General features: G+C 69.2%; 25 protein-coding genes and 1 pseudogene. 14 read left to right on the forward strand and 12 right to left on the reverse strand.

Going from position 1 to position 26324, the window contains the following annotated elements; genetic code table 11:
* Positions 1-47: 47 nt before the first annotated feature.
* The gene (locus BO226_RS04115; RefSeq protein ID WP_016694262.1) at positions 48-536 is read left to right on the forward strand and encodes a MarR family winged helix-turn-helix transcriptional regulator; all 489 of its coding nucleotides are present in this window, start codon (positions 48-50) and stop codon (positions 534-536) included.
* Entirely contained in the window at positions 529-2319 is a 1791-nt protein-coding gene (locus tag BO226_RS04120; RefSeq protein ID WP_071934670.1) for an AMP-dependent synthetase/ligase, read from the forward strand. Before BO226_RS04115 ends, BO226_RS04120 begins: the two co-directional genes overlap by 8 nt.
* 142 nt (positions 2320-2461) lie before the next feature.
* On the opposite strand, the gene BO226_RS04125 is transcribed toward BO226_RS04120, so the two are convergent.
* Both BO226_RS04125 and malQ read right to left on the reverse strand, forming a co-directional pair.
* A complete protein-coding gene (locus BO226_RS04125) occupies positions 2462-3862 on the reverse strand; it encodes an IS1380 family transposase (RefSeq protein ID WP_071934671.1) in 1401 nt (466 codons plus the stop codon).
* Positions 3863-4054: 192 nt separating this feature from the next.
* A complete protein-coding gene (gene malQ, locus BO226_RS04130; RefSeq protein ID WP_071934672.1) occupies positions 4055-6178 on the reverse strand; it encodes a 4-alpha-glucanotransferase in 2124 nt (707 codons plus the stop codon).
* A gap of 61 nt (positions 6179-6239) precedes the next feature.
* Between malQ and BO226_RS04135 the strand changes: the two genes are divergently transcribed.
* Entirely contained in the window at positions 6240-6770 is a 531-nt protein-coding gene (locus BO226_RS04135; protein ID WP_006552898.1) for an O-acetyl-ADP-ribose deacetylase, read from the forward strand.
* Here BO226_RS04135 and BO226_RS04140 read toward each other — a convergent pair.
* The gene (locus tag BO226_RS04140; protein WP_006552899.1) at positions 6761-8194 is read right to left on the reverse strand and encodes a T3SS (YopN, CesT) and YbjN peptide-binding chaperone 1; all 1434 of its coding nucleotides are present in this window, start codon (positions 8192-8194) and stop codon (positions 6761-6763) included. The two genes, BO226_RS04135 and BO226_RS04140, sit on opposite strands and share 10 nt — an antisense overlap.
* Before the next feature lie 231 nt (positions 8195-8425).
* Between BO226_RS04140 and BO226_RS04145 the strand changes: the two genes are divergently transcribed.
* The 3 genes and pseudogenes from BO226_RS04145 to BO226_RS28540 all read left to right on the forward strand — a co-directional run bounded on the left by BO226_RS04145 (position 8426) and on the right by BO226_RS28540 (position 10490).
* Positions 8426-8584 (forward strand): hypothetical protein, encoded by a 159-nt coding sequence (locus BO226_RS04145; RefSeq protein ID WP_019288929.1) that lies wholly within the window; start codon positions 8426-8428, stop codon positions 8582-8584.
* Positions 8581-10155, forward strand: coding sequence for an FAD-dependent oxidoreductase (locus BO226_RS04150; protein WP_006552902.1), 1575 nt, complete (start codon positions 8581-8583; stop codon positions 10153-10155). Before BO226_RS04145 ends, BO226_RS04150 begins: the two co-directional genes overlap by 4 nt.
* Positions 10152-10490, forward strand: a pseudogene (locus BO226_RS28540) (4Fe-4S dicluster domain-containing protein). The gene BO226_RS04150 and the pseudogene BO226_RS28540 overlap by 4 nt, the downstream one beginning before the upstream one ends.
* Positions 10491-10515: 25 nt before the next feature.
* On the opposite strand, the gene BO226_RS04160 reads toward BO226_RS28540, so the two are convergent.
* Positions 10516-11550 carry an alpha/beta hydrolase gene (locus BO226_RS04160; RefSeq protein WP_071936352.1) on the reverse strand — a complete coding sequence of 345 codons (1035 nt, stop codon included), beginning with the start codon at positions 11548-11550 and terminating at the stop codon, positions 10516-10518.
* A gap of 341 nt (positions 11551-11891) precedes the next feature.
* On the opposite strand from BO226_RS04160, the gene BO226_RS04165 reads away from it, so the two are divergent.
* From BO226_RS04165 to BO226_RS04185, 5 genes are all read left to right on the forward strand, one after another.
* Positions 11892-12206, forward strand: a complete 315-nt coding sequence (locus tag BO226_RS04165) for a non-ribosomal peptide synthetase (protein WP_228044996.1) — start codon at positions 11892-11894, stop codon at positions 12204-12206.
* A gap of 93 nt (positions 12207-12299) precedes the next feature.
* Complete coding sequence (locus BO226_RS04170; RefSeq protein ID WP_071934673.1) at positions 12300-13838, forward strand: carboxylesterase/lipase family protein; 1539 nt, start codon at positions 12300-12302, stop codon at positions 13836-13838.
* Positions 13839-13940: 102 nt separating this feature from the next.
* Positions 13941-14597, forward strand: coding sequence for a TetR/AcrR family transcriptional regulator (locus BO226_RS04175; RefSeq protein ID WP_006552906.1), 657 nt, complete (start codon positions 13941-13943; stop codon positions 14595-14597).
* Positions 14598-14607: 10 nt separating this feature from the next.
* Positions 14608-15552 carry an ABC transporter ATP-binding protein gene (locus BO226_RS04180; protein ID WP_071934674.1) on the forward strand — a complete coding sequence of 315 codons (945 nt, stop codon included), beginning with the start codon at positions 14608-14610 and terminating at the stop codon, positions 15550-15552.
* On the forward strand, positions 15549-17201 hold the full coding sequence (locus BO226_RS04185; protein ID WP_071934675.1) for an ABC transporter permease: 1653 nt from the start codon (positions 15549-15551) through the stop codon (positions 17199-17201). Before BO226_RS04180 ends, BO226_RS04185 begins: the two co-directional genes overlap by 4 nt.
* 4 nt (positions 17202-17205) lie before the next feature.
* On the opposite strand, the gene BO226_RS04190 is transcribed toward BO226_RS04185, so the two are convergent.
* From BO226_RS04190 to BO226_RS04215, 6 genes are read right to left on the reverse strand one after another with little or no spacing between them, the layout of a single operon-like run.
* On the reverse strand, positions 17206-17496 hold the full coding sequence (locus BO226_RS04190; RefSeq protein WP_006552909.1) for a GNAT family N-acetyltransferase: 291 nt from the start codon (positions 17494-17496) through the stop codon (positions 17206-17208).
* Positions 17493-18143 carry a Type 1 glutamine amidotransferase-like domain-containing protein gene (locus tag BO226_RS04195; protein WP_071934676.1) on the reverse strand — a complete coding sequence of 217 codons (651 nt, stop codon included), beginning with the start codon at positions 18141-18143 and terminating at the stop codon, positions 17493-17495. Before BO226_RS04195 ends, BO226_RS04190 begins: the two co-directional genes overlap by 4 nt.
* Positions 18144-18147: 4 nt before the next feature.
* Positions 18148-19002, reverse strand: coding sequence for a maleylpyruvate isomerase family mycothiol-dependent enzyme (locus tag BO226_RS04200; protein ID WP_071934677.1), 855 nt, complete (start codon positions 19000-19002; stop codon positions 18148-18150).
* A complete protein-coding gene (locus BO226_RS04205; RefSeq protein WP_052040114.1) occupies positions 18999-19439 on the reverse strand; it encodes an HIT family protein in 441 nt (146 codons plus the stop codon). The genes BO226_RS04200 and BO226_RS04205 overlap by 4 nt, the downstream gene beginning before the upstream one ends.
* A gap of 9 nt (positions 19440-19448) precedes the next feature.
* Positions 19449-20213, reverse strand: coding sequence for an SIR2 family NAD-dependent protein deacylase (locus tag BO226_RS04210; RefSeq protein WP_033097996.1), 765 nt, complete (start codon positions 20211-20213; stop codon positions 19449-19451).
* 22 nt (positions 20214-20235) lie between these two features.
* A complete protein-coding gene (locus tag BO226_RS04215) occupies positions 20236-20439 on the reverse strand; it encodes a hypothetical protein (protein ID WP_071934678.1) in 204 nt (67 codons plus the stop codon).
* 437 nt (positions 20440-20876) lie between these two features.
* On the opposite strand from BO226_RS04215, the gene BO226_RS04220 reads away from it, so the two are divergent.
* From BO226_RS04220 to BO226_RS04230, 3 genes are read left to right on the forward strand one after another with little or no spacing between them, the layout of a single operon-like run.
* Positions 20877-22004 carry a Re/Si-specific NAD(P)(+) transhydrogenase subunit alpha gene (locus BO226_RS04220; protein ID WP_006552915.1) on the forward strand — a complete coding sequence of 376 codons (1128 nt, stop codon included), beginning with the start codon at positions 20877-20879 and terminating at the stop codon, positions 22002-22004.
* Positions 22005-22334, forward strand: a complete 330-nt coding sequence (locus BO226_RS04225) for an NAD(P) transhydrogenase subunit alpha (RefSeq protein ID WP_006552916.1) — start codon at positions 22005-22007, stop codon at positions 22332-22334.
* Entirely contained in the window at positions 22334-23758 is a 1425-nt protein-coding gene (locus BO226_RS04230) for an NAD(P)(+) transhydrogenase (Re/Si-specific) subunit beta (protein ID WP_064061213.1), read from the forward strand. Before BO226_RS04225 ends, BO226_RS04230 begins: the two co-directional genes overlap by 1 nt.
* Before the next feature lie 43 nt (positions 23759-23801).
* On the opposite strand, the gene BO226_RS04235 is transcribed toward BO226_RS04230, so the two are convergent.
* On the reverse strand, positions 23802-24971 hold the full coding sequence (locus BO226_RS04235; protein ID WP_081263462.1) for an MFS transporter: 1170 nt from the start codon (positions 24969-24971) through the stop codon (positions 23802-23804).
* A gap of 31 nt (positions 24972-25002) precedes the next feature.
* Positions 25003-26322 carry a dihydrolipoamide acetyltransferase family protein gene (locus BO226_RS04240; protein ID WP_071934679.1) on the reverse strand — a complete coding sequence of 440 codons (1320 nt, stop codon included), beginning with the start codon at positions 26320-26322 and terminating at the stop codon, positions 25003-25005.
* Positions 26323-26324: the final 2 nt, after the last annotated feature.

The following is a 26324-nucleotide window of genomic DNA, read 5'->3' on the forward strand; positions in this document are numbered from 1 at the left end:
CACCGCGCGGATTCGTGCCGTGCCTCACTCGCGTTTATAGTTGCCCTGTGCAACACAATCGGCAGGCCCGGCGGCCGTCTGCGGACGGCGTTGCCCGCGTATACGAGGAGTTCGTGCTTCTCGTGCGCTTCCTGACGTCCGGAGCACGAACGCAGGACAGCGGACTCTCGCTGGTCCAGCATTCGCTTCTCGGCTTCATCTCCCGAAATCCGGGCTGCCGCGCCACCGACATATCCGAGGTCTTCGGTGTCCACCGCTCGACCGTGTCGCGCCAGCTGCGTCACGCCGTCGATGCGGGCTGGGTCGAGGCGGGGACGGGTCCGGCACGTGCCGGACATCCGCTCCGGCTCACCGACCACGGAGCGACAGTTCTCGAAGGTGCGGTCGTGCGTCGTCTCGACGACGTCCGCGCCGGCCTCGAGGGCTGGGACGAGAACGAACTCGAACGCTTCGTGGATCTCCTGCGCCGCTTCCGCGCAGGAATCGATTCCGACGACCGGACTCCCGACCAGAACGATGGAGATTGCAGTGCGTGAGTACTCGACCCCGGCCCCGTTCACCATTGGTGACGACGAATCGGTCGTCCACACGGTGTTCACCCATGCGGAGAAGACTCCGCACCGCGTGATGTACTCCCGGCCGCAGGGTGACGACTGGGTCGCGGTCACTGCGCAGCAGTTCGCCGACCAAGTGAAGGCCGTCGCAAAGGGCCTGATCGCCAACGGTGTGCAGCCCGGCGATCGTGTCGCGCTGCTCTCGGCCACCCGCTACGAGTGGTCGCTGTTCGACTACGCGATCTGGACGGCCGGCGCGGTGTCGGTACCGATCTACGACTCCTCGTCCACCGAGCAGATTCGCTGGATCCTCCAGGACTCCGGGGCCGTCCTCGCCGTCGTCGAAACCGCGCGGCACGAGAAGCTCTTCGTCGACATGCCCGACACCCTCCGTCGCATCCTGCAGATCGAGGACGGCGCGGTGAACACGCTCGCGGCCGATGGTGCCGAGGTCGACGACGCCGAGATCACCACGCGTCTGGCCGGAATCCGTTCCGGCGGCCTGGCTTCCCTCGTCTACACCTCGGGAACCACCGGGCGACCCAAGGGCTGCATGCTCACCCACCGCAACTTCCTCGCCGAGGTCCGGTCCATCCTCACCTCGGACATCGGTATCGTCGCCAAGCCCGGCAACCGCGGCCTGACCTTCCTGCCCCTCGCGCACGTGCTGGCGCGCGCGGTGTCGCTCGCGCTCTTCGAAGCAGGCACGGCGCAGGCTCACTGGGCGGACTTCTCGACCGTCTCCGCGCAGTTTGCCCGGTACTCGCCGAACATCATCCTCGGTGTGCCGCGCGTCTTCGAGAAGGTGCGTGACGCGGCAGCGGGCAAGGCGGCGGCCGGCGGACCGGTCAAAGCGGCGATCTTCGATTTCGCCGAGCGCACCGCCATCGCCTACAGCGAATCGCTCGACCACGGCGGCCCCACCTTCACGTTGAAGGCCAAGCGCGCCCTCGCCGACAAGCTGGTCTACTCCAAGCTGCGCGAGGCCATGGGCAACGAGTGCTGGTACGCGATCTCCGGCGGCGGTGCCCTGAGTGCCCGTCTCGGTCACTTCTTCCGCGGCGTCGGCGTGCCGATCTACGAGGGCTACGGCCTCACCGAGACCACGGCCGCACACAGCGTGAACACGCCCGGCGCGCAGAAGATCGGCACCGTCGGGCGTCCCATGGGCGGGAACTCGGCGCGCATCGCGGATGACGGCGAGATCGAGCTGCGCGGCATGGTCGTCTTCGACGGCTACTGGCGCAACGACGAGGCCACTGCCGGTGCCTTCCACGACGGCTGGTTCCGCACCGGCGACCTCGGCTCGCTCGACGAGGACGGCTACCTGTCCATCACCGGGCGCAAGAAGGACCTCATCATCACCGCCGGCGGCAAGAACGTCTCACCCGGGCCGCTCGAGGACCGCATGCGGTCGCACACCCTCGTCTCCCAGGCCGTCGTCGTCGGCGACGGACGCAGCTTCGTCACCGCTCTGGTGACCGTCGATCCGGACGTCTTCGAGAACTGGAAGAACGAGAACGGCAAGCCCACCGGTGCGACGATCGCGGACCTGCGCCACGACGCCACGCTGCGGGACGCGATGCAGACCATCGTGGACGACGCCAACACCCTCGTCTCGCACAGCGAGGCGATCAAGAAGTTCGCCATTCTCGACCGCGATCTCACCGAGGAGTCCGGCGAGCTCACGCCGACGCTGAAGATCAAGCGCAACGTCGTCACCGAGCATTTCGCCCACGAGATCGACGCCCTGTACGCGAAGTGATGCCCTAGCCTCAAACTTTCGTCTGGCTAGGCTGACCTGCGGATAAGTCGTAGGTGGCTGCGTTGTCGGATGAAGGCATGAGGGATCGCCGGCGCTGCGTTCGCCGGTTCTCCATGATTGCTCGTCGGTTCGAGGTGAATGCTCAGGCGGTGCGCAATGTGGTCCAGGCGGCGTCAATGAGGTGGTTGTAGGGCCAACCCTTCGGCAGTCGCAGCAATCGTCTCCTGCCGGTGTTGATGATGCGGCCGGCGACAGTGAGGATCCGCAGGCGCAGCCGTTTGGGTTCCCACCGGCGGACCGGTGCACGCTCACCCCAAGCAAGAGTCTGAGTCCAGGCCAGTAATTCGGCTGCGAGGGAGACGATTTCGAGCCAGATCTGATTCTGGGCGAACCCGTGAAACGGCAGGTTCCGCATGCCGGTGTCCTTCAACCCGCGGATACGGTCCTCGGCTCGGGCCCGTTGCCTGTGCCGGACCTCGAGGACCGGCAGGGTCCAGCCGGGACCGCGGGTGTTGGTCGCGAAACAGGTGATCCGCCACCCGTCGGCATCGGTCAACCGCAACTGCGCGCCGGGATGCGGACGCTCACGTCGGACGATCACCCGCATCCCGGCGGGCCAGTCCTTCGGCCCGGGCCTGGTGACCCGGGTCGGTTCCGGCATCCACGCGGTCAGCTCCGCGACCTGGGCGCCGTCACGAGGTTCACCCTCGCCGTCGACCGCCGCCCGCCACGCCTGAACAGGGATTGCCTCGATCGCCGTCTTCACCGTCTCGTGCGCGGGGAACCCGATCGAATACTCGAGCCCGAGGTCGGTGATGTGATGCAGGAACGCTTTGGAGCACCCGCCGGAATCGGTACGTACCAACACCTGCCCACGCTCCGATGCAGGCAGCTGATCGAGGGCGTGGTCGAGGGCGGTGATGTGGTCCTCCTTGTCGAATGGGGAAGCCTTGCCCGGCCGCAGATCCAGGACCAGCGGTTCGCCGGTGCCGTGTTCGCCATGGTCGACGAACACGCACATCGGCGAGAACCCGAACGTGCGCTTGTAGGTCGGCTCGGCGAGTTCCTTGTCCGAGTGCGCGGTCACCAGTGTCGAGTCCAGATCGACGATCACCTGACCACCGTCACGGTTGCCCGCGGTGCCGGCCAGTGGTCGGCGGCGATCCCACGCCGCCGCTCGAGCCGATGCACGAGCAGCCCGGATCGCGGGCAGCACCATCTCGATTTCTGCGGCAAGGCCGGTGACCAGCCGGGACACCGTCGGATCGGAGGCGACCGGTCCGAACAGTTCGGGTTGGGCGCGCACCACCGCGAGGTCGGCGGCGCAGTCACCACCGAGCGCGATCGCCATGGCCAGGTCGATCAGCACCTTGCCCGGGTCATGACGTGATCGCGGCGCCCGCCACGGTGTCAACGCCGTCGACAGTGCCCGATCGACGCCACAGACCCTGACCGTCTCGCGCAGCAGCAGTGCCCCGGACGAGGAAATCAGCGACTCGCGGCGAGGATCGAGAACCAGAGCTGGGTACGGGTTAGGCTTCACCTGCGGAGTGCCTCTCTCGATGACGGATACTTGACCTTCGACAAGCCAAGAATCCACTACCGGACAGGCACTTCCGTGCTTTACACGCCGGGCTCAGCCCGCATGAGAGGAAATCTCCAGGCTAGGGGCGCGTACCCGAGCAGCGGCCGCCGATCCGGCATCCGGATCGGCGGCCGCAGTGTTCGTGTGGTGTCACTCCACCGGTGAGGTGTCTCCGGAGACCGCCCGGGCCAGTCGCGCGAATCCGTCGTGGTCGACGAGATCCTCGACGAGCACGACCTTGCCGCGGGCATCGGCGAGCGGAACCCGCCAGTTCGGATACTCGTCGACGGTGCCCGGCTGGTTCTGGCTGCGACGCTCGCCGGTCACATCTGCCAGCGAAACGCCCAGCAGCGCAGACGGACTCGCCGCGATCAGCCGGTGCAGCGCCTCGACCTGGCGATCGACGTCGGTCTCGCCTTCGTCGAGCAGACCCCGTTCGACCGCGAGCGCCAGAACCGAGTCGCGTTCGGCCTCCGCATCGGTGAGTTCGGCGTCGAGGTCGCCTTCGAGCAGGCCGAGCTCCGACCGCAGCCGGATGTGGTCGCCCGCAAGGTATCCCGCGGTGGGCGCGAGGTCGTGTGTGGTCACCGAGGTCAGGCACAGGGTGCGGTAGGTTTCCGGCCCGCGTGGAGAGTCCTCGTCGCGTTCGAACCACAGGATCGACGTCCCGGCGATCCCCCGCTCGGCGAGATACTCCTGCACCCACTCCTCGAAGACCCCGAGGTCCTCACCAACGACCACGGCGCCGGCGCGATGCGCCTCGAGCGCCAGGATGCCGACGAGTGCCTCGTGGTCGCTGCGGACGTACGCGCCGTCGGCGGGCGACATCCCCTCCGGTACCCACCAGGTGCGGAACAGTCCCAGGATGTGATCGGCCCGGACACCACCCGCGTGCCGCAACGCCGAGCGCACCACATCGCGGAAGGGGATGTATCCCAGCTCCGCGAGACGATCCGGCCGCCACGGCGGCTGATTCCAGTTCTGGCCGTTGCGGTTGAAGTCGTCGGCGGGGGCGCCCACCGTGACGCCCGACGCCAGCGCGTCGCCCAGCGTCCAGGCGTCGGCGCCGTGCGGACCGACACCCACTGCGAGGTCGTGCAGGATTCCGATATCGGAACCTGCTGCAAGCGAAGCAGTCTGAGCGTTCGCGAGCTGCTCGTCGCACAACCACTGCAGCCGGCGGTGGAAGTCGATCCGCGAGGCCAGTCGCTCGCGCAACCGGGTGACCTTCGGGTCGTCGGGGCTCGGAGCGCGTGACGCCCACCGGTCGGCGCGGTCGCCGAACTTCTCGTACAGCGCGCACCACAGCGCGAAGTCGTCGAGCGCCTGCCCGCCCTCGGCGCAGAACGCCTCGTACCGTGCGCGGCGGGCCGGGCCGAGCGGCACCCGGTACACGCGCTCGAGGACGTCGAGTTTCGCGCGGAAGGTCGCGTCCCGGTCGAGACGCCGCGCCTTCCGGTTCGCCTTCGCCGCGCGCTGCGCGTGCTCGTCGAGTTCCTTGCGGTGTTTCGCGGGGAGGTAGGCCACCTCCGGGATATCCTCGATCCGCAGGTACAGCGGGTCGACGAAACGCCGCGACGACGGCAGATAGGGCGACGGTTCGTGCGGGGGCACGGGCTCGGCCGCGTGCACGGGGTTGATCAGGACGAAGTCGCCGCCGTAACCGGCCGTGATCGCCGCCAGATCGGCCAGGTCGGCGAAATCACCGATGCCCCACGACCTGCGGCTGCGCACCGAATAGATCTGGGCCGCAAGGCCCCAGCGCTTCTTCTCGAGCAGTCGGTCGGCGGTCGACAACCGGCGCGGGGTCACGACCAGGACCGCGGTGGCCTCGATGTCGTTGCTGCGGGCGTGCACGACATGCCAGCCGAGGGACAGCCGCGGAACGGCGAAGGTCGCGCGGCCCACGAGCCGGCCGTCGACCGTACGCGGGTCCACCCACACGTCGAGTTGCTCGACATCGACCTCCGCCCCGTCCTCGGCGACGACCCACACCGACACCGGGTCGCCGTGCGGCACATGTACCGGGAACGTCCGGTCGTCGCCCTCGACGACCACGAGCGCGGGCGGGAGCATACAGCGCCACGGGCGGTCGTCGAAGTCGGCGAGCGATGCCACGACCTCGTCGTCCGTCCCGGCCGGGACGTCGAGCGCGGCGAGTACGCGCCGCAATGTCTCGTCGGAGACATCGTGGTCGCGTCCCCCCCATCCCGTGTAGGTGGTGGTGATGCCGTGCTTTCCGGCCAGTTCGCGCAGCTTCGCCGAGGACGTCACGGTCCTGAATCATGCCAGCAAAACGACTCGGGGGCAGCGTGCGGAACATAGGGTCGACAGGGTGACCGCTCTCGACATCGCGCACGGCGACATCACCACCATCGCGGTGGATGCGATCGTCAACGCCGCGAACTCCTCCCTGCTCGGTGGCGGGGGAGTGGACGGTGCGATCCACCGGGCCGGAGGCCCGGAGATCCTCGCGGCCTGCCGCGAACTCCGCGCGACCTCGCTACCCGACGGACTCGAACCGGGCCGTGCAGTGGCGACAACCGCGGGGCGTCTCCCGGCGCGATGGGTGATCCACACCGTGGGCCCGGTGTGGTCGGCGCACGAGGACCGATCCGGGATCCTGCGTTCGGCGTACCACAACAGTCTGCTCGTCGCGCACGATCTCGGTGCCCGTACGGTGTCGTTCCCGCTCGTCTCGGCCGGCGTCTACGGCTGGCCGCTCGACGACGCCGCCCTGCAGGCCGTCACCACCATCCGGGAGACACAGACGGGCGTGGAGACCGTCGTACTCGTCGGCTTCGACAACGCCGCTGTCGACGCGCTCCGTCGCGCCGTGTCCCGGGCGGGATCGGCTCAGGAGTAATCGCCGAAGCCGTCGAAGAGGGTCGGTTCGTCGGGGTTGTCGAACAGTGCGGGCTGCTCGGGCGCCGACTCACGGCCGGCGCTCGGCTTCGACGCGCGTGAGCCGGCCGAATCGGTGCCCTCGCCCTGTTCGAGGAACTGCAGGGCCTCCGCGAGCGAGCGGCTCGTCGCCTCCCATTCGAGTGCCCGCGCCCGTGCCTCGCGAGCACCGTCGGTGTTGAGCGCCGCCTCGCGGGTCTGCGACTCGCCGTCCCACCACACCTGCAGTTCGGTGCTGATGGTGAGGAACCGCCGCAACTGTTCGGGATTGCGATCGCCGATCGCCGCGACGGTGCTCGCGGCGACATCGGTCGCGCCGTCGAGATGGAAGTCGCGCACCGCGAGCAGGGCCACCGGCAGATCGTCCTCGGCGTCGGGTAACTGCGAGACGTCGCCCCAGGGCGGATCGGCCGCACCACCCGTCGCCCCGTCGAATCCCTGATCGCGCAGCAGCGAGCCACCGATATGGGTGGCGAACGAACTGTCGACGGTGTCGAGGAACCGAGTGATGGTCTCGAGCGATCCGAGCAGGTGCGCCGGAGCGAACGGCGCGGCCGGAACGTGGTCGACGATCGCGAGGCGGTCGTCGACCAGCACGAACTTCAGGTGCGGCCACCGGCGGTTGAGGTCGACGCAGATCTCGGCGGCCCGCGTGCGTCCGGTGATGGAATGGACGATCGGTGCGAACAGGTCGACGGTGCCGCCTCCGGGGCCGACACCGACGAACACCAGGACCCCGGCGATCCGCAGGACGAGATCGCCGTCCTCGTCCCAGGCGGGCAGATCGTCGATCCGCTCGTGCAGGGTGGATTCGATCAGTTCGCGCACGTGGTCGTCGCCGCTGGGGACGACCGCGAGCGGCACCTCCGGGGCCTGCGTGCGACCGGCCTGCGGCGTCTCGGGCACGAGGAACGAGGTGAGCTCGGCGACCGAGCGCTCCGTCCCGAATGTCTCGGCCCGCAGGAAGAGGGGATGGGGAACGCCCCACACCGAGCGCAGGGCACGCACGGCGATGACGGCGAGCTGATCGGCCCAGCTGCCCGGACGATCGATCCAGAACGCCGGGGATCCGTCGTCCTCCGGATCGTCCGGTCCGCGGGAGGGCGCCTTCAGCCCGAGTTCGAGGAGCATCTGCTCGTCGACCGGCGTGAGGTGCCGGTCGGGGGCGAGGTGGGCGTTGGACGGGACCTCGCAGCGGACGAGCCGGTCTCCCCACGCGTAGAACTGCACGCACGGCCCCGCCGGGCCGCCGGCCTCGTCGGTGAAGGGTTCGAGGACCAGGCCGTCGCCGTCGCTCATGGCCGCGACATGGTCGGCCAGGCGCGTGCGGAACTCGCGCCAGGCCGCATCGACGTCCTGGTCGAACCGGGTCTGCGCGTCGGCCATGATCGGACCCCCTTCTCTGTGCGGTCGAGCCGAGAGAAAGACTAGTCGCCGGTACCGACAGGCATTCCTCCGCTCGGTCGCACGAGCGACAGCTCGCCGGAGCGCACGGTGCGCGGTCGCCGGCGGCCCGCGCGAGCGCACGGTTCTCGGCCGCCGACGGCCCGCCGGAGTGTTCCGATCCCGGCGAGCGAAACCGTGTCGATCCGTCCGGAGATGGTCGACCATCGACGCATGATCGACGCCATCATCCGTCTCGTCCGGACGCTGCCGGCCCGCATCCCCGCAGTACAGTCGGCAGATCCGTTCGTGGAGATCGTCGCCATATCGGCCGGGGTGGCCGAATGCACCGCAGATGCCGTGGCGGACTACGCGATCCGCGTGTCGATATGACCGTCAGCGACGGGACGGAGATCGACACCGACGTCCTCGTGCTCGGCGGGGGACCGGCCGGTACCTGGGCGGCGCTCGCGGCCGCCCGGGCCGGGAGTCGCGTGGTCCTCGCCGACAAGGGCTACTGCGGGACGAGCGGCCCGACCGCGTCCGGCGGCAACAACCTCTGGTACCTGCCGCCCGGACCCGAGCGCGCCGCGGCCGTCGACCGCCGCCACATCGAAGGGGGACTGCTCTCCGATCCCGCCTGGATGCACCGGGTGCTCGACGAGACCTATCGACGCGTCGACGACCTCGCCGTCCACGGCCGTTATCCCTTCGGCGTGGACCCGGAGACCGGACGTCGCCGGGGCAGCAGCTTGCAGGGACCCGAGTACATGCGGCGGATGCGCCGCCTCGTCCACCGCGCCGGCGTGCGCATCCTGGATCAGTCGCCCGCCCTGCAGCTGCTCGTCGACACCGACGGTGCGGTGGCCGGCGCGACCGGTGTCCACCGCCGGCAGGGGTATGAGCCGTGGACGGCGCGTGCCGGTGCGGTCGTCCTCGCCACGGGAGGCTGTGCCTTCCTCTCCGGCAGCTTCGGGACCGACGTCGACACCGGCGACGGTCACCTCATGGCCGCCGAGGCCGGTGCCGAGTTCTCCGGGATGGAGTTCTCCTCGGCCTACGCGCTCGCGCCTTCCTGGAGTGGGCACACGAAGGGACTGTTCATGCAGTTCGCGACGTTCTACGACGACGCCCGTGTGCGGCTCGGCGACGACCGCGCGACCGCCATGCGGTACCTGCTCGACGGTATCCCCGTCCACGCCCGTCTCGACCGGGCACATCCCGACCACCGCGAAGCGATGCGTCGTTCCCAGCCCAACTACTTCCTGCCTCTGGACAAGGCCGGGATCGACCCGTTCACCGAGATGTACCCGGTGCGGGCGGTCCTCGAGGGAACGGTGCGCGGTACCGGTGGCCTACGGATCACCGGGACGGACTGCAGCACGACGGTCCCTGGTCTGTTCGCCGCCGGCGACGTCGCCACGCGCGAGCTGATCACCGGGGGCCGCAGCGGTGGAGGCAGTCACAACGGGGCCTGGGCGATGTCGTCGGGTTCGTGGTCCGGGGCGGCCGCCGCAGAGTTCGCCCGGAACCGCGGTGTCCCGGACGTGGCGAGACCGATCGGCGGGGTCGGCCTCGAGGGTGACCCGGACCGCGCCGCGACCCGCGCGATCATCGGCCTGGTGCAGGAGCACACGCTCCCGCTCCGACGTAGTTTCCGGCGGACGGCCCGCAGTCTCGAGGACAGCATCGCCGCACTCGACGACGCGTGGACCGCGGCGCCCGTCGTGCTCGGCGGACGAGGGCGGGAGCTGGTACGAGCCCGGTCCGGTGCCGCGCTCCTCGCCGTCGCCCGGTGGGTGAGCCGCACCGCCCTCGCGCGTACGGAGACGAGGGGCATGCACGTGCGCACCGACCACCCGGACACCGACCCCGACCTGCAGTACCGCCTCGTGACGAGCGGTCTGGACCGCGTGGACGTCCGTGCCGAAGGACACCTCGTGCGACGAGGAGCGAACCGATGATCGAGGTGATCGTCGCGGAGCGGTGCATCTCGTGCGACATCTGCATCGCGGTGTGCCCGACCGACGTCTTCGAGCGTGCACCCGACGGGCTTCCCGTTGTCGCGCACCAGGAGGACTGCCAGACCTGCTTCATGTGCGAGGTCAACTGCCCCGCCGACGCTCTCTAGGTCGCACCCTATTCGGCTGCGGTGAGCGAGGATTCGCCACACCGGGACGTCGATGCGCTCACGGAGTCCGGTGCGCTCGGGCGCTACCGCGCCGTCGTCGGATGGGGTCGGGGACGACGAGCCGGTGCCCGTGAGGACCGCAACGACCTGTTCACGGGCCGGGCCTGAGGGCAGCGGCACCCGGGGAGCGGGTTCACCGCAGTTCACGCACGAAGCGGCCGATCTCGGCGATCGCGCGGCCGCTCTCCGGGACGACCCCCGCCGCGGCCTGGAAGGCGTGCACCTGTTTCTCCCACACCTGGAGTTCGGCGGAGACCCCGGCGAGTTGCAGTCGCCGGGCCATCAGCTCGGCGTCGACGTAGGTCATCTCCTCGGATCCGGTCTGGATGAGTGCGGGAGGCATCTCCGACAGATCGAGATCGACGGGGGAGGGGACCGGTTCGGCGCCTTCGCCGCCGAGGCGTTCGGCGCGTTCGACGAGGGTGGACAGCACAGCGACGGCGCGTCGCGGGAAGACGGCACACCGGTGCGAGTTGGGATGGTCGAGTTTGCCCCGCGGGTCGAGATCGGTGAGCGGCGACAGTGCGACGGTGCCGGCCGGGCGGCCGATGCCGAGTCGTACGGCTTCGTGGGCGACGGCGAAGGTGAGGAAGCCGCCGGCGGAATCCCCGGCGATCACGACACGCTCGGCCGGGTGGCCGTGCGCCACGAGCCAGCGCAATCCGTCGAGGCCGTCCTCGACCGCGCGCCGGATCGGATGGCGGGGCAGCATGCGGTAACCGACGGCCAGGACCGGCGCGCCGGTGGTGGCGGAGATGCGGGAGACCAGATGGCGGTGCGTGGTGAGGCCGCAGCACAGGAACGCGCCGCCGTGCAGGTACAGGACGGCGGTGCCGTCCATACCGCCCCCGACGGCGGTGCCGTCCATACCGACTTGCGCGGCCGGGGGTGCGGCACCCGGCGCCCAGAGCAGTTCCGCCGGGCACATCGGTAGGTCGACTCGCCGGCGGTGTGTGCCGGGCACGGGCACGAGAGGGAACGCGAGGTGGTCTATCGCCGACGCCGGCCAGGGGAGGGTCGGGGCGTACGACCATGCCTCGATGAACGGCCGCACGGTACGGCGCACCGAGAAGGACAAGGCACGGGACCGAGTGCTCACCCCCGCGAACTCGCGCGTGGTCGCGTGGTGCGCGGGCAGAGGGAGCAACTCGGTGCGGGCGACGCTCATGACCGGCACCTCCTCGGTCTGCCCGGAGTTGTGGTCGGACCCGGTCGGGGTGGCTGCACGAACTTCGGATTTACGAGGATACGCCCGTTCATCCAGGTCGCGAGGGTTTGCTGAGCAATCGTTGTGGTCCTGGTCTCAGAGTGACGATTCCGGGCGGAGGCGGGTTCTCGGCGATGTACCTTCTGTCAGGTACCGGCAGTGCAAAAAGTTTTCCGGACCTTCTACACATCCCGTACTTTTCGGGCCACACTGACTGTATGTTTCGACTGCGGCGCGCGGCCCGGCGTCGCTCCTGGGGGACGAACGAAGGCGAGATGTTGCGTAAATTCGACGTTGCAAGCATGAGTGCCGACGAGATCACCGCGGCGGACCTGCCCCGGATGGTGGCGGACGCCGCGGCATGCGAGCCCGACCGGATCGCCGTGGCGCACGGCATGGACACCACCACCTACGCCCGCTTGCACGATGAGGTCGTCAAGCTCGATGCGGCCATGGGGATCCTGCTGGGACAGGCCTCGCTCGTGCCCATCGCGCTCGCCACCGTCTTCCCGGCGCTGGCCGACTCGGCGCGCGGCGACCTGCGCAACGTGCTCGACGCACTCGTGATCGACCTCGTCGACTGCGTGGCCCCCGCGCCTCTTTCCGCGGCCGGCTGACGAACCGTCCGGTATCCACCATCATTGAATCGGTAGGTCGACGAACGAAGTGATCGGTGCTGCACGGCGGTACCGGTTCGGGTGGGAGGTCACATGGACGACGACACGCTCACCGTCGCCTGCAAGTACGGCGAGGTCCGGGGGTATCGCGACGGCGAGGTCTACGTCTGGAAGGGCATCCCGTACGCGGCCCCGACCGGTTCCCGGCGGTTTCGAGCGCCGCTACCGCCGGAACCGTGGGACGGCGTCCTCGACGGCGCACGGTTCGGACCGATAGCTCCGCAGAGCCGACAGAGCCCGATCGGGATCGACCCCGAGATGACGTTGAGCGAGGACTGTCTCTCGCTCAACATCTGGGCGCCGTCGCCCGACGGACGCCGACGCCCCGTCATGGTCTGGATCCACGGTGGCGCCTACGTGCTCGGTTACTCCGGTCAGAAGATCTACGACGGCCGAAACCTGTGCGAGAGCGGCGATGTCGTGATCGTCACGATCAACTACCGGCTCGGCGCGCTCGGCTTCCTCGACCTGTCGTCCTTCTCCACGCCCGGGACCACCTTCGAATCCAACGTCGGCCTCCGGGACCAGATCGCCGCCCTCGAATGGGTGCGCGACTGCATCGCCGACTTCGGTGGCGATCCGGACTGCGTGACGCTCTTCGGCGAATCGTCGGGTGCGGGGTCGATCACCACGCTCATGACGGTCCCGAGGGCCAAGGGCCTCTTCCATCGTGCGATCGCCCAGTCGCCGCCCGCCACCTCGGTGTACGGCAGCGACCGTGCCGCGACCGTTGCACAGCGCTTCCTCGAGATCCTCGACCTGTCGCCGTCCCGGGCCGCCGAACTACTCACGATGTCGACCGACACGCTGGTCGAGGCGTCGGAGGTGCTCGTCGCCGAGACTCCGACGAAGGTGCCGGGGACGCTCGCCATGACACCGGTCGTCGACCGCGGCCTGGTGCCGAAATATCCGGTCGCGGCCTTCCAGAAGGGGCTGTCGCACCGGATCCCGCTGATCATCGGCTCGAACAAGGACGAGCCGTCCATCTTCCGCTTCATGAAGTCCCCGCTGATGCCCGTCGACGACACGGCGGTGCAGGCCATGTTGGCGGCGTTGGCCGACGACCGGACGGATCTGCCTGCCGAGCGACTCGCCGAGATCGTCGCGGCGTATCCCGACCTGCCCAAACCCATCGGGGCGATGGCGCTCTCGCGGGACGCCGGTTTCCGCATGCCGGTGCTGTGGGTCGCCGAAGCGCACAGCGCGCATTCGCCGACCTGGGTGTACCGCTTCGACCACGCCACCCCGATGCTCAAGGCCGCCCGGATCGGAGCCGGGCACGCGACCGAATTGCCATATGTCTTCGGAAATTTCGGCACTCTCGGCCGGCATCCGTCCTTCTGGCTCGGCGGCCGCAAGGCCGCCGGTGAGGTCTCCGGTCGTGTGCAGCGGCGCTGGTTCGCGTTCGCGCACCACGGTGTGCCGGCGGCACTGGACGGTTCGAAGCACTGGCCGCAGTACGAGGCGGAGGAACGCTCGACCCTGCTCATCGACTCCACGGACAGGGTCGAGTCGGATCCGGACGGCGAGATGCGCCGGGTCTGGGGTACCGAGGTCATGGCCTTCACCTGAGCGCGCCCGCGCACCGGTGCGGCACGTGCTCCGATGGCACATGCCGTGAGATGACACATACGGTGCGTTGATCGGGTTGAACACGTGTGCAATCCTTGAAACGTGCATTCAACCGCCGCCGGTGACGACCTCACCACCCGTGCACGGATCCGCGACGCTGCCATCCGGTGCATCGCCGCGTACGGGGTCGGCGTGCCGCTGCGGACCATCGCCGCCGAGTGCGGCGTCAGCGCCTCGCTGATCGTGCACCATTTCGGATCCCGCGCCGGATTGAAGGAACACTGCGACCGGTACGTGCTCGACGGGATCCGGCAGGCGAAGAGTGCCGTCCTCGACCCGAAGGTCGGACCGGCCGCGCTGAACGACCAGATGGAACACATCGAGAACTACGCGACCACGGTCGCCTACCTCTTCCGCACCCTCCGGACCGGCGGCGCCCCCGCCGCCGACTTCCTCGACCGGCTCGTCGCCGACACCGAGGCCTATCTCGAGGAGGCTGTGGCCGCCGGAACCGTGCGGCCCAGCCGGTTCCCCTCCGAACGAGCACGTGCCCTCATCTCGTTCAGCGTCGGCGCCGTGCTCATGGACCTTCCCGGTCCCGACGAATACCTCGACCTCGAAACCTTTCCTGCCAGGCTGCGCGCCTACACCGAACGCCTCGCGCTGCCGATGCTCGAGCTCTACACCGAGCCGTTGCTGACGGACTCGACCCTTCTCGACGCCTGTCTGGCAGCGCGTGAGGCACCCCCCGACTCCTGACGGAGGAAAGATGGACACCCCTCTTATCGAAATCCGCGACATCGTCAAGACATTCGGAACCACCAGAGCTCTCGACGGGTTCTCGATGACCGTCGAACGCGGCACCGTCGCGGGATTCCTCGGACCGAACGGCGCCGGCAAGTCCACGGCGATCCGCGTGCTGCTCGGAATGCTGCGTGCCGATTCCGGCACCGCCCGTGTCCTCGGATTCGACCCGTGGACCGACGCCGTCGCGATCCACCGCCGACTCGCGTACGTGCCCGGCGACACGAATCTGTGGCCCACCCTCACCGGGGGCGAGATCATCGACGTCCTCACCCGCATCCGCGGGGGAGAGGCGCGCACGCGTCGTCGCGCCGAACTCCTCGAACGGTTCGAACTCGACCCGACGAAGAAGGCCCGCACCTACTCGAAGGGCAACCGGCAGAAGGTCGCACTCGTCGCCGCCCTCGCATCGGACGCCGAGCTCTACCTGCTCGACGAACCCACTTCGGGTCTCGACCCGCTCATGGAGGCGGTGTTCACCGACGAGGTGCGAGGGCTCCGCGACCGCGGCGCGACCGTGCTGCTGTCCAGCCACATCCTCGCCGAGGTCGAAAAGCTCTGCGACACGGTGACGATCATCCGGGCCGGCCGCGACGTCGAGACCGGCACCCTCGCGCAACTGCGGCACCTGACGCGCTCGTCCGTGCGGGCCACCACCACCGCCCCCGCCGAACGACTGGCCGGACTCTCCGGGGTCCACGACCTCTACGCTGACGACGGCAGGCTCGCATTCGACGTCGACAACACCGCCCTCGCACCGGTCCTGCAGGAACTCGCCGGACTCGGCGTCGAGAACCTCACCATCACACCCCCGTCACTCGAAGAGCTGTTCATGCGGCACTACGGCGACACCTTCGACACCGGTGACGGGAACGGCGCCGGTGCCGTGGAGGAGGTGTCCTCACGATGACCACGACGACACCGACAGCAGTCCCGACCCCGAGCGGTACCTCCGCGACGTCCGCGGCGCCGTTCACCGGGCTCGGCACGCTGCTGCGGTTCTACCTGCGGTTGGACCGCGTGCGCATCACCGTCTGGACCCTCGCGCTCGCCCTCACGGTATGGTCGACCGTCCTCAGCCTGGCCGCGGTCTATCCCGACGAGGCCTCCCGGCAGGCCCGCGCGGCCCTGCTGGAGAATCCGGCAGCCGTGCTCATGACGGGACCGGCCTACGGGATCGACAACTACACGCTCGGGGCGATGACTGCGAACGAGCTGAGTCTGACCGTCTTCGTCGCGACGGCGATCATGAGCATCCTGCTCGTCGTCAGGCATAGCCGAGCGCAGGAGGAATCCGGCCGGCTCGAACTCCTGCGGGCTCTGCCCGTCGGGGCCTACGCCCCGCCGGCGGCCGCCCTGCTGTTGGTCTCGGTCGCGAATCTCGTGGTGGGTCCCGGCATCACCGTCGCGCTCATCGCCGGCGGGCTCGATGTCGTCGGCTCGATCGCCTTCGGTGTGGCCTCCGCCGTCACCGGGGTGCTCTTCGGCGCAGTCGCCGCGGTGACCGCCCAGTTCGGCGAGCACTCCCGCTCGGCCACGGGCACCGCGCTCGCAGTGCTCGCCGCGGCCTTCTTCGTCCGCGGAGCCGGCGACATCATCGAGGCCACCGGGTCGTGGCTGTCGTGGCTCTCGCCGATCGCCTGGGCCCAGCAGACCCGGCTCTACGTCGACGAGCGGTGGTGGCCGCTGCTGTTGTCCGTCGCCACGACGGTCGTGCTGCTCACCGTCGCCGTTGCGCTGTCGCGGCGCCGCGACCTCGGAGCCGGTCTACGGGCGCCGAAACCAGGCCCCGCCGAGGCCGATTCCGCGTTGCTCGGTCCGGTGGGGTTGATCCGGCGCCTGCTGCGCGGAGCGTTCGTGGGATGGCTGACGGGACTGGTGCTGTTCGGTGTCGCGATGGGCGCCCTCGCCAGTTCCGTGGAGGATCTCATCGACGAGATGCCTCAGGTGCTGGACATGGTCGGCGTGGATCCCGACGCCCTCACCGCCTCCTTCGCCGGGATGATGCTGATGTTCCTCGCCCTCGGCGCCACCGCCTTCGGTGTGTCCGCGGTGGTGCGAATGCGCAGCGAGGAGGACGGCGGACGGTCCGGTCTCGTGATCATCACCGGAACCGGGCGCAGCGCATGGCTGTCCGCGGCACTCGGTGTGATCGTCGTCCAGACGGTCGTGGCGCTGCTCGTCTCCGGCGCCGCGACCGGACTGGGGGTCGCATTCGCGGTGGGCGACTGGGCGTGGGTGCTGCGGATGATCGCGGCGTCCCTGGCCTACGCGCCGGCGGCGATCCTCGTCGTCGCCGTGGCGTTCGCGCTGCTGGGCTGCGTGCCGCGCGCGACCGGGCTGGTGTGGGTGCTGGTGGTGTGGACGGTGTTCGTCGCGTGGCTCGGCGAGATGCTCGACCTACCCGACGAACTCGTCGCACTGTCGCCGTTCTCGCACATCCCGCTGGTGCCCGCAGAGAATGCGACGGCGATGCCGCTGATCATCCAGGCGGTCGCGGCGGTGCTGCTCGTCGCAGCGGCGATCGTGGGTTTCCGCCGCCGCGACGTGCAGGTGTGACGGATCAGTTGCGGTATTCGGGATGTTCGGAGACGAACTTCTCGACGTACGAGCAGGACGTACCGATCTTCAGTCCCTGCTTCTTGGTCTCGTCGAGGGCGTGCTTCACCACGATCCCGGCGAGACCCTTACCGCGGAACTGCGGGTCGGTGACGGTGTGGTCGAAGTCCCGCAGGTCGCCGTGCTGCGTGTAGTCGGCGTAGGCCGCGAGGTCGTCGCCGAGATAGAGCGCGAAGCGGGCCTTGTCGGCGTCGTGCTCGATCCGGGGTTCGGTGCCGTCGATGTTCTGCGTCATGATGTCACCGTACTCGGGGCGTGCTCTGGAGGAGTGTCGACGACGATCGCGTCGTCGTCGGTCAACGCCGCGTGCTCGACGCCGTGCTCGCGCAGGTACAGCAGGGTCCGCTGTATCCCGTCGTCGGCCAGCAGCGAGTCGCCGGCGTGCGGCACGATCGCGTGCTCGACCCAGCCGAGTCCGTCCCACACCACCGGGATACCGCAGGTCGCGGCGACCTCGTCGGGGTCGTCGGAGAACTCGATGCCGCGCAGCGACGGTGTGGCGACACAGGCCCCGGCGCTGTAGCCCCCGTACACGAGACGGTTGCTGCGCACCAGATCCGTGAGCACGGTATCGCCTCCGCTGCGGGCCAATTGCGCTCGCAGGACGAAGGTGTTGCCGCCGCGCACCCACACGGACGTGAAGCCCGACAGTCGCTGCCGCAGCGAGTCGGGATCGTCGAGGTGATCGCGCAGATCCACCTCCTCCGGTTCGAAGCCGAGCGACCGCAGCGGGCCCATCTCGCTCGTGACCGCCGCCGTGCGGGCGGAGGCGGGCCACGCGTCGGCGGCGTTCGCGATCACCGCGATCCGGCCCGGCGTCGTCAACCGGACGAAGGCGTCCGGGTCGGCGCCGAACCGGTAGGAGGACAGGAACAGCCGCACGACGTCAGATCGTGAACGCGAGGTTGTCGACGATGCGGCGTCCGACCTCGGTGTCGCCGCCGAGGGTGATCTCGTCGATCCGGTCCTCGGCGCGCACGCGTCCTCCGGCGAGCCGAACGAACAACCCGGAGTCCATCGCGATCGTCGTGGTGGCCGGTTCGGAGAGGGCCGGGACCTCGGTGGCCCGTCCGTGCACCTCGATGTGGATGGTGCGCGCGAGGGGACCGGTGAGTTCGAGCGTGATGCGCGCTCCCTCGGGGGCCTTGCCGCGCTTGCCGACGATGAACGGAACCGCACCGAAGACCTCCGCGGATCCGAGTTCGGCACGCGGGCCGCCCTCGCTGCCCGTCCTGCCGAGCGCGTCGCAGATGTCGAGTTCGTGGAGCCAGCAGTCGAACACGCGGATCCGCATGAAGCGCCCGTAGGGCGCCGGCCCGACGGGAGTGTTCGACTGTTTCCCGAAGTCCTCCTGGGTCATCGCGCCGAGTTGCTCCGTGCGCAGGGCGACGATCTCGCGGTACCGCTCGAGCACGTCCGCGCCGGGGACGGGACGCAACGACTCCACCCACAACTCGTTGAAGGCCGCGATGTCGTTGCGCACGTGGTCGAACGAGCGCACGTCGCGTTCGATGCGCGGCGCTTCGATGCCCGCGAGCATCGACTCGGTGCCGATGAGATGCGCAGTGATGTCCTTGACCGTCCATCCCGGTAGGCAGGTGGCGGTGGTCCACTCGTCCTCGGTCGGTCCCGAGAGCAGATCGTCGAGCACGGCGAACTGCTCGAGCAGCAGCGGCCGGATCGTGTCGATCGGGAACTCGGCAGCGGAGGTATCGGGGGTGGTGTCGGGCTGCGATGTCACTGGTGCTCCTCGGCGGTGAGACGTTCGAGACCGGCGCGGATGAGTGCCGCGGTGGTCTCGGGGTCGTGGGGTCGACGGCGGACCAGACCGATACCCATCCGGACACGATCGCCGTTCCAGCGGGGCAGGACGTGCAGATGAGTGTGGAAGACGGTCTGGAAGGCTGCCCGTCCGTCGTTCAGGACGAGATTGGTTCCGTCGATGGCGAGTTCGGAACGGGTCATCGCCCGGGCGATCCGCTGTCCGGCGCGGAAGACGGCCGCGCCCGACGCCGGATCGAGGTCCTCGAGGCGTGCGGCGTGCACGCGCGGGATCACGAGGGTGTGCCCGCGCGCGATCGGCCGGATGTCGAGGAAGGCCACGACCTCGTCGTCCTCGTACACCCGTGTCGCCGTACCGCTGCCGTCGGCTATGGCGCAGAACACACAGGAACTCACCGGGTCACCTTAACGCGGTGTGTCGGTCCCGATCCTCAGCGCGTCCACGAGGGCGGGAAGACCCACGGCGGCCGTGGTGCGCCAGGCGTGGTCGACCTGATCGCTCAGATCGGTCTCGCGCGGATCGATCTGTACCACCGGCACGCCGTGACTGCGCGCGAGCGACGGCAGGCCGGCCGCCGGGTAGACGACGCCCGAGGTGCCGACGACCAGCAGCAGGTCGGCCTCGCGCAGGGACTCGGTCGCGGTCTCCCACGGGTCCTGCGGCAGCACCTCGCCGAACCACACGACGCCCGGCCGGCCGTCGCCTCCGCATGCGGGGCACGACGGCGGATCGAGACGGGCGACGGGATCCTCCGGCGGATCGGGGAGGTCGACGGCACGCTCGCACCGGCTGCACCGCGGGGCGAACAGGCTCCCGTGCAGATGGGTGACCTCGTGGCTTCCGGCCCGCTCGTGGAGGTCGTCGACGTTCTGCGTCACGATCTGCACGTGCGCCGCCCGTGCCCAGTCGGTGAGGGCCCGGTGTCCGGCATTGGGCTGTACACGCCGGACGAGCGCGACCCGCCACTGATACCAGGCCCAGACCGTCGCGGGATCGTCCGCCCACGCCGCCGGTGTGGCGAGGGCAGTGGCGTCGAAGTTCTCCCACAACCCGGTCTGCGCGTCGCGAAAGGTGGGGACACCGCTCTCGGCGGACATCCCGGCACCGGTGAGGACGGCGACGCGGCGGGCCGAGCGGGCGAGGTCGAGGACGGGTTCCGGCACGTTCATGGGGCCAGGTTAGGTGTTCGGGTCAGGAGGGATCCGGGATCGGGTGCTCCCTGCCGCATCGCGGGCACGGTTCCTCCTCGGAGGTGAGCATCGCCCCGCAGTCGGGGCAGAGGAGATGGAGCCCGCAGACCGGGTCGCCGCCGAGGTCGGCCGTGCCGGGGTCGTCGTCGACCGTGAAGTCGGCGGGCGTGTCGTTCGCGGGGTCCTTCCGAGGTTCGTGTGTCACGGGCACCCCCCTACGCGGGCTGCCGGACGAGCGCAAAGGCCGGGTCCGGTGACCGAGTATCTGAATCGATTCCGAAGTGTTCTGAATCGGTACACACCGCCGTTCGGTACACACGGAACGAATCTGTTTGCACTCCGCCTTCTTTCGCATCGGGGGCCGCTCCCGGGCCGTTTTCGGGACCGATTCCGATCGTCCTGCACGGTCTTGCTCACCGGAGGAAAATGGCATTTGTGAGGTGAGCTGCCTCACAAACTTGCGCCGTCTTGCTGTTCGGACTCGATTCAGATGATCTGACCAGGTTGCGAGGTCACGGGAGGGCACGGTAGGTCTGCTTAAGCCTTTCAGTGCATGACAGGCCGTCACATGGCCTTCGATAACGCATCTTTCGCCGCCGATCGCGGCACGACGCGCACTTTCATCGACGCAGGAGTCAAGAATTGAGTACCGAAGGATCGAACACGGGGAGCGGAGCGCACCGCCGTCCGACCGTCGGCGTGGTTCGTGAGACGAACGACGGGGAACGGCGGGTCGCGCTCGTGCCGAAGATCGTGCCCTCCTTGATCGGCAAGGGTCTCGACGTCGTCGTCGAGTCCGGTGCCGGCCAGGGCGCGCTGATTCCGGATGCGGCCTACAAGGAAGCCGGCGCGACCGTCGGCGACGCCTGGTCCGCCGACATCGTCGTCAAGGTCGCTCCGCCGAGCGACGCCGAGATCGCCCACCTGAAGTCCGGCCAGCGCCTGATCGGCTTCCTCGCCCCGCGCAACGCAGACAACCAGATCGGCGCCCTCACGCAGGCCGGAGTCGAGGCGTACGCCGTCGAGGCCATTCCGCGTATCTCCCGCGCGCAGGTCATGGATGCCCTGTCGTCGCAGGCGAACGTCGCCGGCTACAAGGCCGTGCTGGTCGCGGCGAGCGAATCCACCCGCTTCTTCCCGATGCTCACCACCGCCGCCGGCACCGTGAAGCCGGCGACCGTGCTGGTGCTCGGGGTGGGCGTCGCGGGTCTGCAGGCGCTGGCCACGGCGAAGCGTCTCGGTGGCCGCACCACCGGTTACGACGTGCGTCCCGAGGTCGCCGACCAGGTCCGGTCGGTCGGTGCCCAGTGGCTCGACCTCGGCATCGACGCCGCGGGTGAGGGCGGCTACGCACGCGAGCTCACCGAGGCCGAGCGGGCCCAGCAGCAGCAGGCGCTCGAAGACGCCATCAAGGGCTTCGACGTCGTCATCACCACAGCGCTCGTGCCCGGCCGCCCGGCGCCGCGCCTGGTGACCGCCGCCGCGGTCGAGGGGATGAAGCCGGGTTCGGTCATCGTCGACCTCGCCGGCGAGACCGGCGGCAACTGCGAACTCACTGAGCCGGGGCAGACCGTCGTCAAGCACGACGTCACCATCTGCTCGCCGCTCAACCTGCCCGCGACGATGCCGGAGCATGCCTCCGAGCTCTACTCGAAGAACGTGTACGCGCTGATCGAGCTGCTCCTCGACGAGTCGGGTGCCCTGGCCCCGGACTTCTCCGACGAGATCCTCGAGGCCGCCTGCGTGACGCGTTCGAAGGAGAACTCCTAGATGTACAACGAACTACTCGCGAACATCGCGATTCTGGTCCTGGCCGGATTCGTCGGTTTCGCCGTCATCTCCAAGGTGCCGAACACGCTGCACACGCCGCTGATGTCGGGCACCAACGCGATCCACGGCATCGTCGTGCTCGGCGCTCTCGTCGTGCTCGGTCATCTCCCCGGTGATGCCCACTGGGGCATCAAGATCATCCTGTTCGTCGCTCTGGTCTTCGGCACCCTGAACGTCGTCGGTGGCTTCGTCGTCACCGACCGCATGCTCGGGATGTTCAAGCAGCGCAAGGACTCCCCGGCTGCACAGAAGAAGGGGGCTGACGCCTGATGGGCTACCTCGTCTCGGTCCTGTACATCATCGCCTTCGCGATGTTCATCTACGGTCTGTCGGGTCTGACGGGCCCGAAGACCGCAGTCCGCGGCAACTACATCGCCGCCGTCGGTATGTTCATCGCGGTCGTCGCGGTGCTCATCGACATCCGTGACACGGAGAACTGGGGTCTGATCATCGGCGGTCTGGCCGTCGGCATCATCCTCGGCGTCCCGCCGGCACTGAAGACCAAGATGACGGCCATGCCGCAGCTGGTCGCGCTGTTCAACGGCGTCGGTGGTGGCACCGTCGCACTCATCGCGTGGGCCGAATATCTCGAGTCCACCAGCTTCACGACGTTGGACGACGACCCGACCGTGGTCATGATCGTCGGTTCACTGTTCGCCGCGATCATCGGCTCGATCTCGTTCTGGGGTTCGCTCGTCGCCTTCGCGAAGCTGCAGGAACTGCTGAACAAGACTCTCGAGCGCAAGCTCGTCGCGTCGGCGAAGCTGTTCCAGCTGGCCAACATCGTCCTCGTCCTCGCGTCGATCGCCATCGCCGTCTACATCGGCATCAGCGCCGACGGTGACCCGCTGGCCTCGTGGTGGATCCTGGCGCTGCTCGTCGCCGCCGGCCTGATGGGTCTGTTCGTGGTGCTGCCGATCGGTGGCGCCGACATGCCCGTCGTCATCTCGCTGCTCAACGCCCTGACCGGTCTGTCGGCAGCAGCCGCCGGTCTCGCGCTGAACAACCAGGCCATGATCGTCGCGGGCATGATCGTCGGCGCCTCGGGCACCATCCTGACCAACCTCATGGCCAAGGCCATGAACCGGTCGATCCCCGCGATCGTCTTCGGCGCCTTCGGTGGCGGCGAGGCGGCCGCCGGTGTGGCCTCGGCGTCGGGTGGCACGGTCAAGGCCACCTCGGCCTCGGACGCCGCCATCCAGATGGCGTACGCCAACCAGGTCATCGTCGTTCCCGGCTACGGTCTGGCCGTCGCCCAGGCGCAGCACGCCGTCAAGGAGATGGCAGCGCTGCTCGAGGACCGCGGTGTCGAGGTCAAGTACGCGATCCACCCGGTCGCCGGTCGTATGCCCGGCCACATGAACGTCCTGCTCGCCGAGGCCGACGTCGAATACGACGCGATGAAGGAGATGGACGACATCAACGGCGAGTTCGGCCGCACCGATGTCACCATCGTCATCGGCGCGAACGACGTCACCAACCCGGCTGCCCGCCTGGACTCGACGAGCCCGATCTACGGCATGCCGATCCTCAACGTCGACCAGTCGAAGTCGGTCATCGTGCTCAAGCGCTCGATGAGCTCCGGTTACGCCGGTATCGACAACCCGCTGTTCACCGCCGACAACACGTCGATGCTGTTCGGTGACGCGAAGAAGATGGTCTCGGAGGTCACCGAGGAACTGAAGGCCCTGTAGGCCTTCCGGACCTGTCGCTGCTCCGTCACGGCGCCCACGCGGATCACCGCGTGGGCGCCGTCGGCGTCAGTACGGGAGCCAGCAGTGCGGCGAGGAGCACGCATGCGAGCGGTACGACCATCGCCGTCGTGAGGGAGGTCGCCTCGGCGATCCACCCGATGCACGCAGGGCCGGCCAGGAAACCCAGATAACCCAGACCGACGACGCGGGACATGTTCGCGCCGGGGGATCCCGAATCGAGATTGCCCGCGGCGCTGAACAGCTGCGGGAGGGCACCGGACAACCCCAGGCCGAACAATGCCCATCCGGCGAGTGTGAGGACCAGCCACGGCGACAGTGCCACGGCGCCGATCCCGACCGCGGCGACCAGCGTTCCGTACCGGATGACGGCGGCGCTGCCGAACCGGGCGGTGACCCGGTCGGCGACGAAGCGCCCGATCGTCATGGTCGCCGAGAACGCACCGAACGCGAGCGCGGCCACCGACTCCGGGCTGCCGAGCCGTTCCTGCACCTGCAGCGCGCTCCAGTCGTTCGCGACCCCCTCGCACAGCATCAGCGCGAACGCCACACCTCCGAGCAGCACCACGCGGCGCGAGTAACCGGCCCGGGGCCCCGGTGACGACGATCGGATCGGCGGCTCCGTCCGGACGAGGCGCGGCCCCGCCCGGCCCACCACCGCGGCCGCGACGACCCCGGCGACCGCGAGCGTGAGCGCGGGGCGAACCCCGGCGGCCAGGGCGGCCGCGCCCACCAGCGATCCGGCGATCCCGCCCGCGGAGAACAACCCGTGGAAGGCCGACATGATCGGTCGCCGGTACCGCTGTTCGACCACGACCGCCTGGGAGTTCATCGACACGTCCAGCGCGCCGTTCGCGAAACCGAACACTGCGAGAGCGAGTCCGAGCTGCCACGGCGCCGCGGCCAGGCCCGGCCCGACCACCGTCAGGGACAACATCAGAGCGAAGACGATCGTCGTGCGGTGGCTACCGATCAGGTCGGCGAGCCGACCCGTCACGTGCATCCCGCCGAGCGCCCCGAGGGCGAGCAGCAACAGCAACGATCCGAGTGCCGCGTGATCGATGCCCACCCGTTCCCGGATCGCCGGGATGTGGACGACCCACAGGGCGAGCAGGAAGCCGTTGAGCCCGAAGATCGCGAACACCGCCGCCCGGGCGTGCGTGAGCCGGTCCGTCGTCCGTTGCGAATCCACCACGTGGAGGCACGCTACCGAGCGTTCGCGGCCCCTACGTATCGGCGAGCAGCATGGGCACGGGATCGCCGAGGAACGCACCGATCGTCGCGAGTGCCCGTCCCGCCTGCTCCCCGTCGACGAGCCGATGGTCGAACGACAGCGACAGCGTGACCACCTTCCGGATCGCGAGAGCACCGTCCACGACCCACGGGCGGTCGGAGATCGCGCCGACGGCGAGGATCGCCGACTCGCCGGGATTGAGGATCGGTGTTCCCCCGTCCACCCCGAACACCCCGACGTTCGTCACCGAGACCGTCGAACCCGTCAGCTCGGGCGGCGTGGAGCGGCCCGTCCGCGCGCGGTCGGCGACCTCGGCGATCGACCGGGCCAGGCGCGGCAACGACAGGCGCTGGGCCTCCCGGACCACGGGAACCTTCAGGCCGTCCGAGGTCGCAGTGGCGATCCCGAGATGCGCGTCGTGGTGGAGCACGATCTCGCCCGTGTCGTCGTCCCAATGCGCATTGAGCGACGGCTCGTCGGCGATCGCGTGCAACAGCGCGCGGGAGACGATGCTCAGCGCCGTCGGACGGACGCCTTCGAAGGCCGGCGACGCGCGCAGGGTCGACACCAGGTCGACGGTGGCGGTCGCGTCGCACGTGAGGAAGACGCTCGCGTGCGGGGCGGTGAAGGCGCTGCGGGAGACTGCCTCGGCGGTCCGCTTGCGCACCCCTCCGACGGGTATCCGTGTGGTCCGTTCGGGGGACGCCTCAGGGGCGGGTGAGTGTGGTCGTTCGGCGGTGGGTTCTTCGTCGTGGCCTGCGGTAGGTTCGTCGCCGTGTCCGGCGGTGCGCCGCACGTCGTCGCGCGTGATCACACCGCCGCGGCCGGTGCCCGTCACCGTGTCCAGATCGACCTCGAGGAGAGCCGCGAGTTTGCGTGCGCCGGGCTTCGCGTCGGGTCGTGCGGGAGGGGGATCACCGTCGCGGGCACGACCGGCGTCCGCCGAGGCACGGCGGGTCGCACGTCTGCTCTGCGGGGCGTCGCCGGGTCCGTATCCGACGAGCACCGACGGTCGGGACGGGCCGCCGCTGTCACCGGCCGGCTCGGCGGGTCCGTCCTCGGTGGCGATCCGCAGCAGGGGTGCCCCGACCGGCACCGTCTGTCCCGGCTCGACCAGCAGTTCCTCGACCGTGCCGACATAGGGCGACGGCAGTTCCACCGTGGCCTTGGCGGTTTCGACCTCCCCGACGACCTGGTTGAGTTCGACACGATCGCCGACCGCGACGGCCCAGTGCACCCAGTCCGCATCGGTGAGTCCCTCACCGAGATCGGGGAGACGGAATTCCTGTACTGCGCGGGCGGGATTCGTCATCG

Origin of the sequence: Rhodococcus sp. 2G, assembly GCF_001886355.1 — a bacterium.
Taxonomy (GTDB): domain Bacteria; phylum Actinomycetota; class Actinomycetes; order Mycobacteriales; family Mycobacteriaceae; genus Rhodococcus; species Rhodococcus pyridinivorans.

Excerpts from the sequence above, each read along its gene's own strand:
- BO226_RS04140 (WP_006552899.1), bottom strand. The coding sequence starts at position 8,194 with ATGGCCGACGCGCAGACCCGGTTCGACCAGGACGTCGATGCGGCCTGG.
- BO226_RS04145 (WP_019288929.1), top strand. The coding sequence starts at position 8,426 with ATGATCGACGCCATCATCCGTCTCGTCCGGACGCTGCCGGCCCGCATC.
- BO226_RS04150 (WP_006552902.1), top strand. The coding sequence starts at position 8,581 with ATGACCGTCAGCGACGGGACGGAGATCGACACCGACGTCCTCGTGCTC.
- BO226_RS04160 (WP_071936352.1), bottom strand. The coding sequence starts at position 11,550 with ATGAGCGTCGCCCGCACCGAGTTGCTCCCTCTGCCCGCGCACCACGCG.
- BO226_RS04165 (WP_228044996.1), top strand. The coding sequence starts at position 11,892 with ATGAGTGCCGACGAGATCACCGCGGCGGACCTGCCCCGGATGGTGGCG.
- BO226_RS04170 (WP_071934673.1), top strand. The coding sequence starts at position 12,300 with ATGGACGACGACACGCTCACCGTCGCCTGCAAGTACGGCGAGGTCCGG.
- BO226_RS04180 (WP_071934674.1), top strand. The coding sequence starts at position 14,608 with ATGGACACCCCTCTTATCGAAATCCGCGACATCGTCAAGACATTCGGA.
- BO226_RS04185 (WP_071934675.1), top strand. The coding sequence starts at position 15,549 with ATGACCACGACGACACCGACAGCAGTCCCGACCCCGAGCGGTACCTCC.
- BO226_RS04190 (WP_006552909.1), bottom strand. The coding sequence starts at position 17,496 with ATGACGCAGAACATCGACGGCACCGAACCCCGGATCGAGCACGACGCC.
- BO226_RS04210 (WP_033097996.1), bottom strand. The coding sequence starts at position 20,213 with ATGAACGTGCCGGAACCCGTCCTCGACCTCGCCCGCTCGGCCCGCCGC.
- BO226_RS04225 (WP_006552916.1), top strand. The coding sequence starts at position 22,005 with ATGTACAACGAACTACTCGCGAACATCGCGATTCTGGTCCTGGCCGGA.
- BO226_RS04230 (WP_064061213.1), top strand. The coding sequence starts at position 22,334 with ATGGGCTACCTCGTCTCGGTCCTGTACATCATCGCCTTCGCGATGTTC.
- BO226_RS04240 (WP_071934679.1), bottom strand. The coding sequence starts at position 26,322 with ATGACGAATCCCGCCCGCGCAGTACAGGAATTCCGTCTCCCCGATCTC.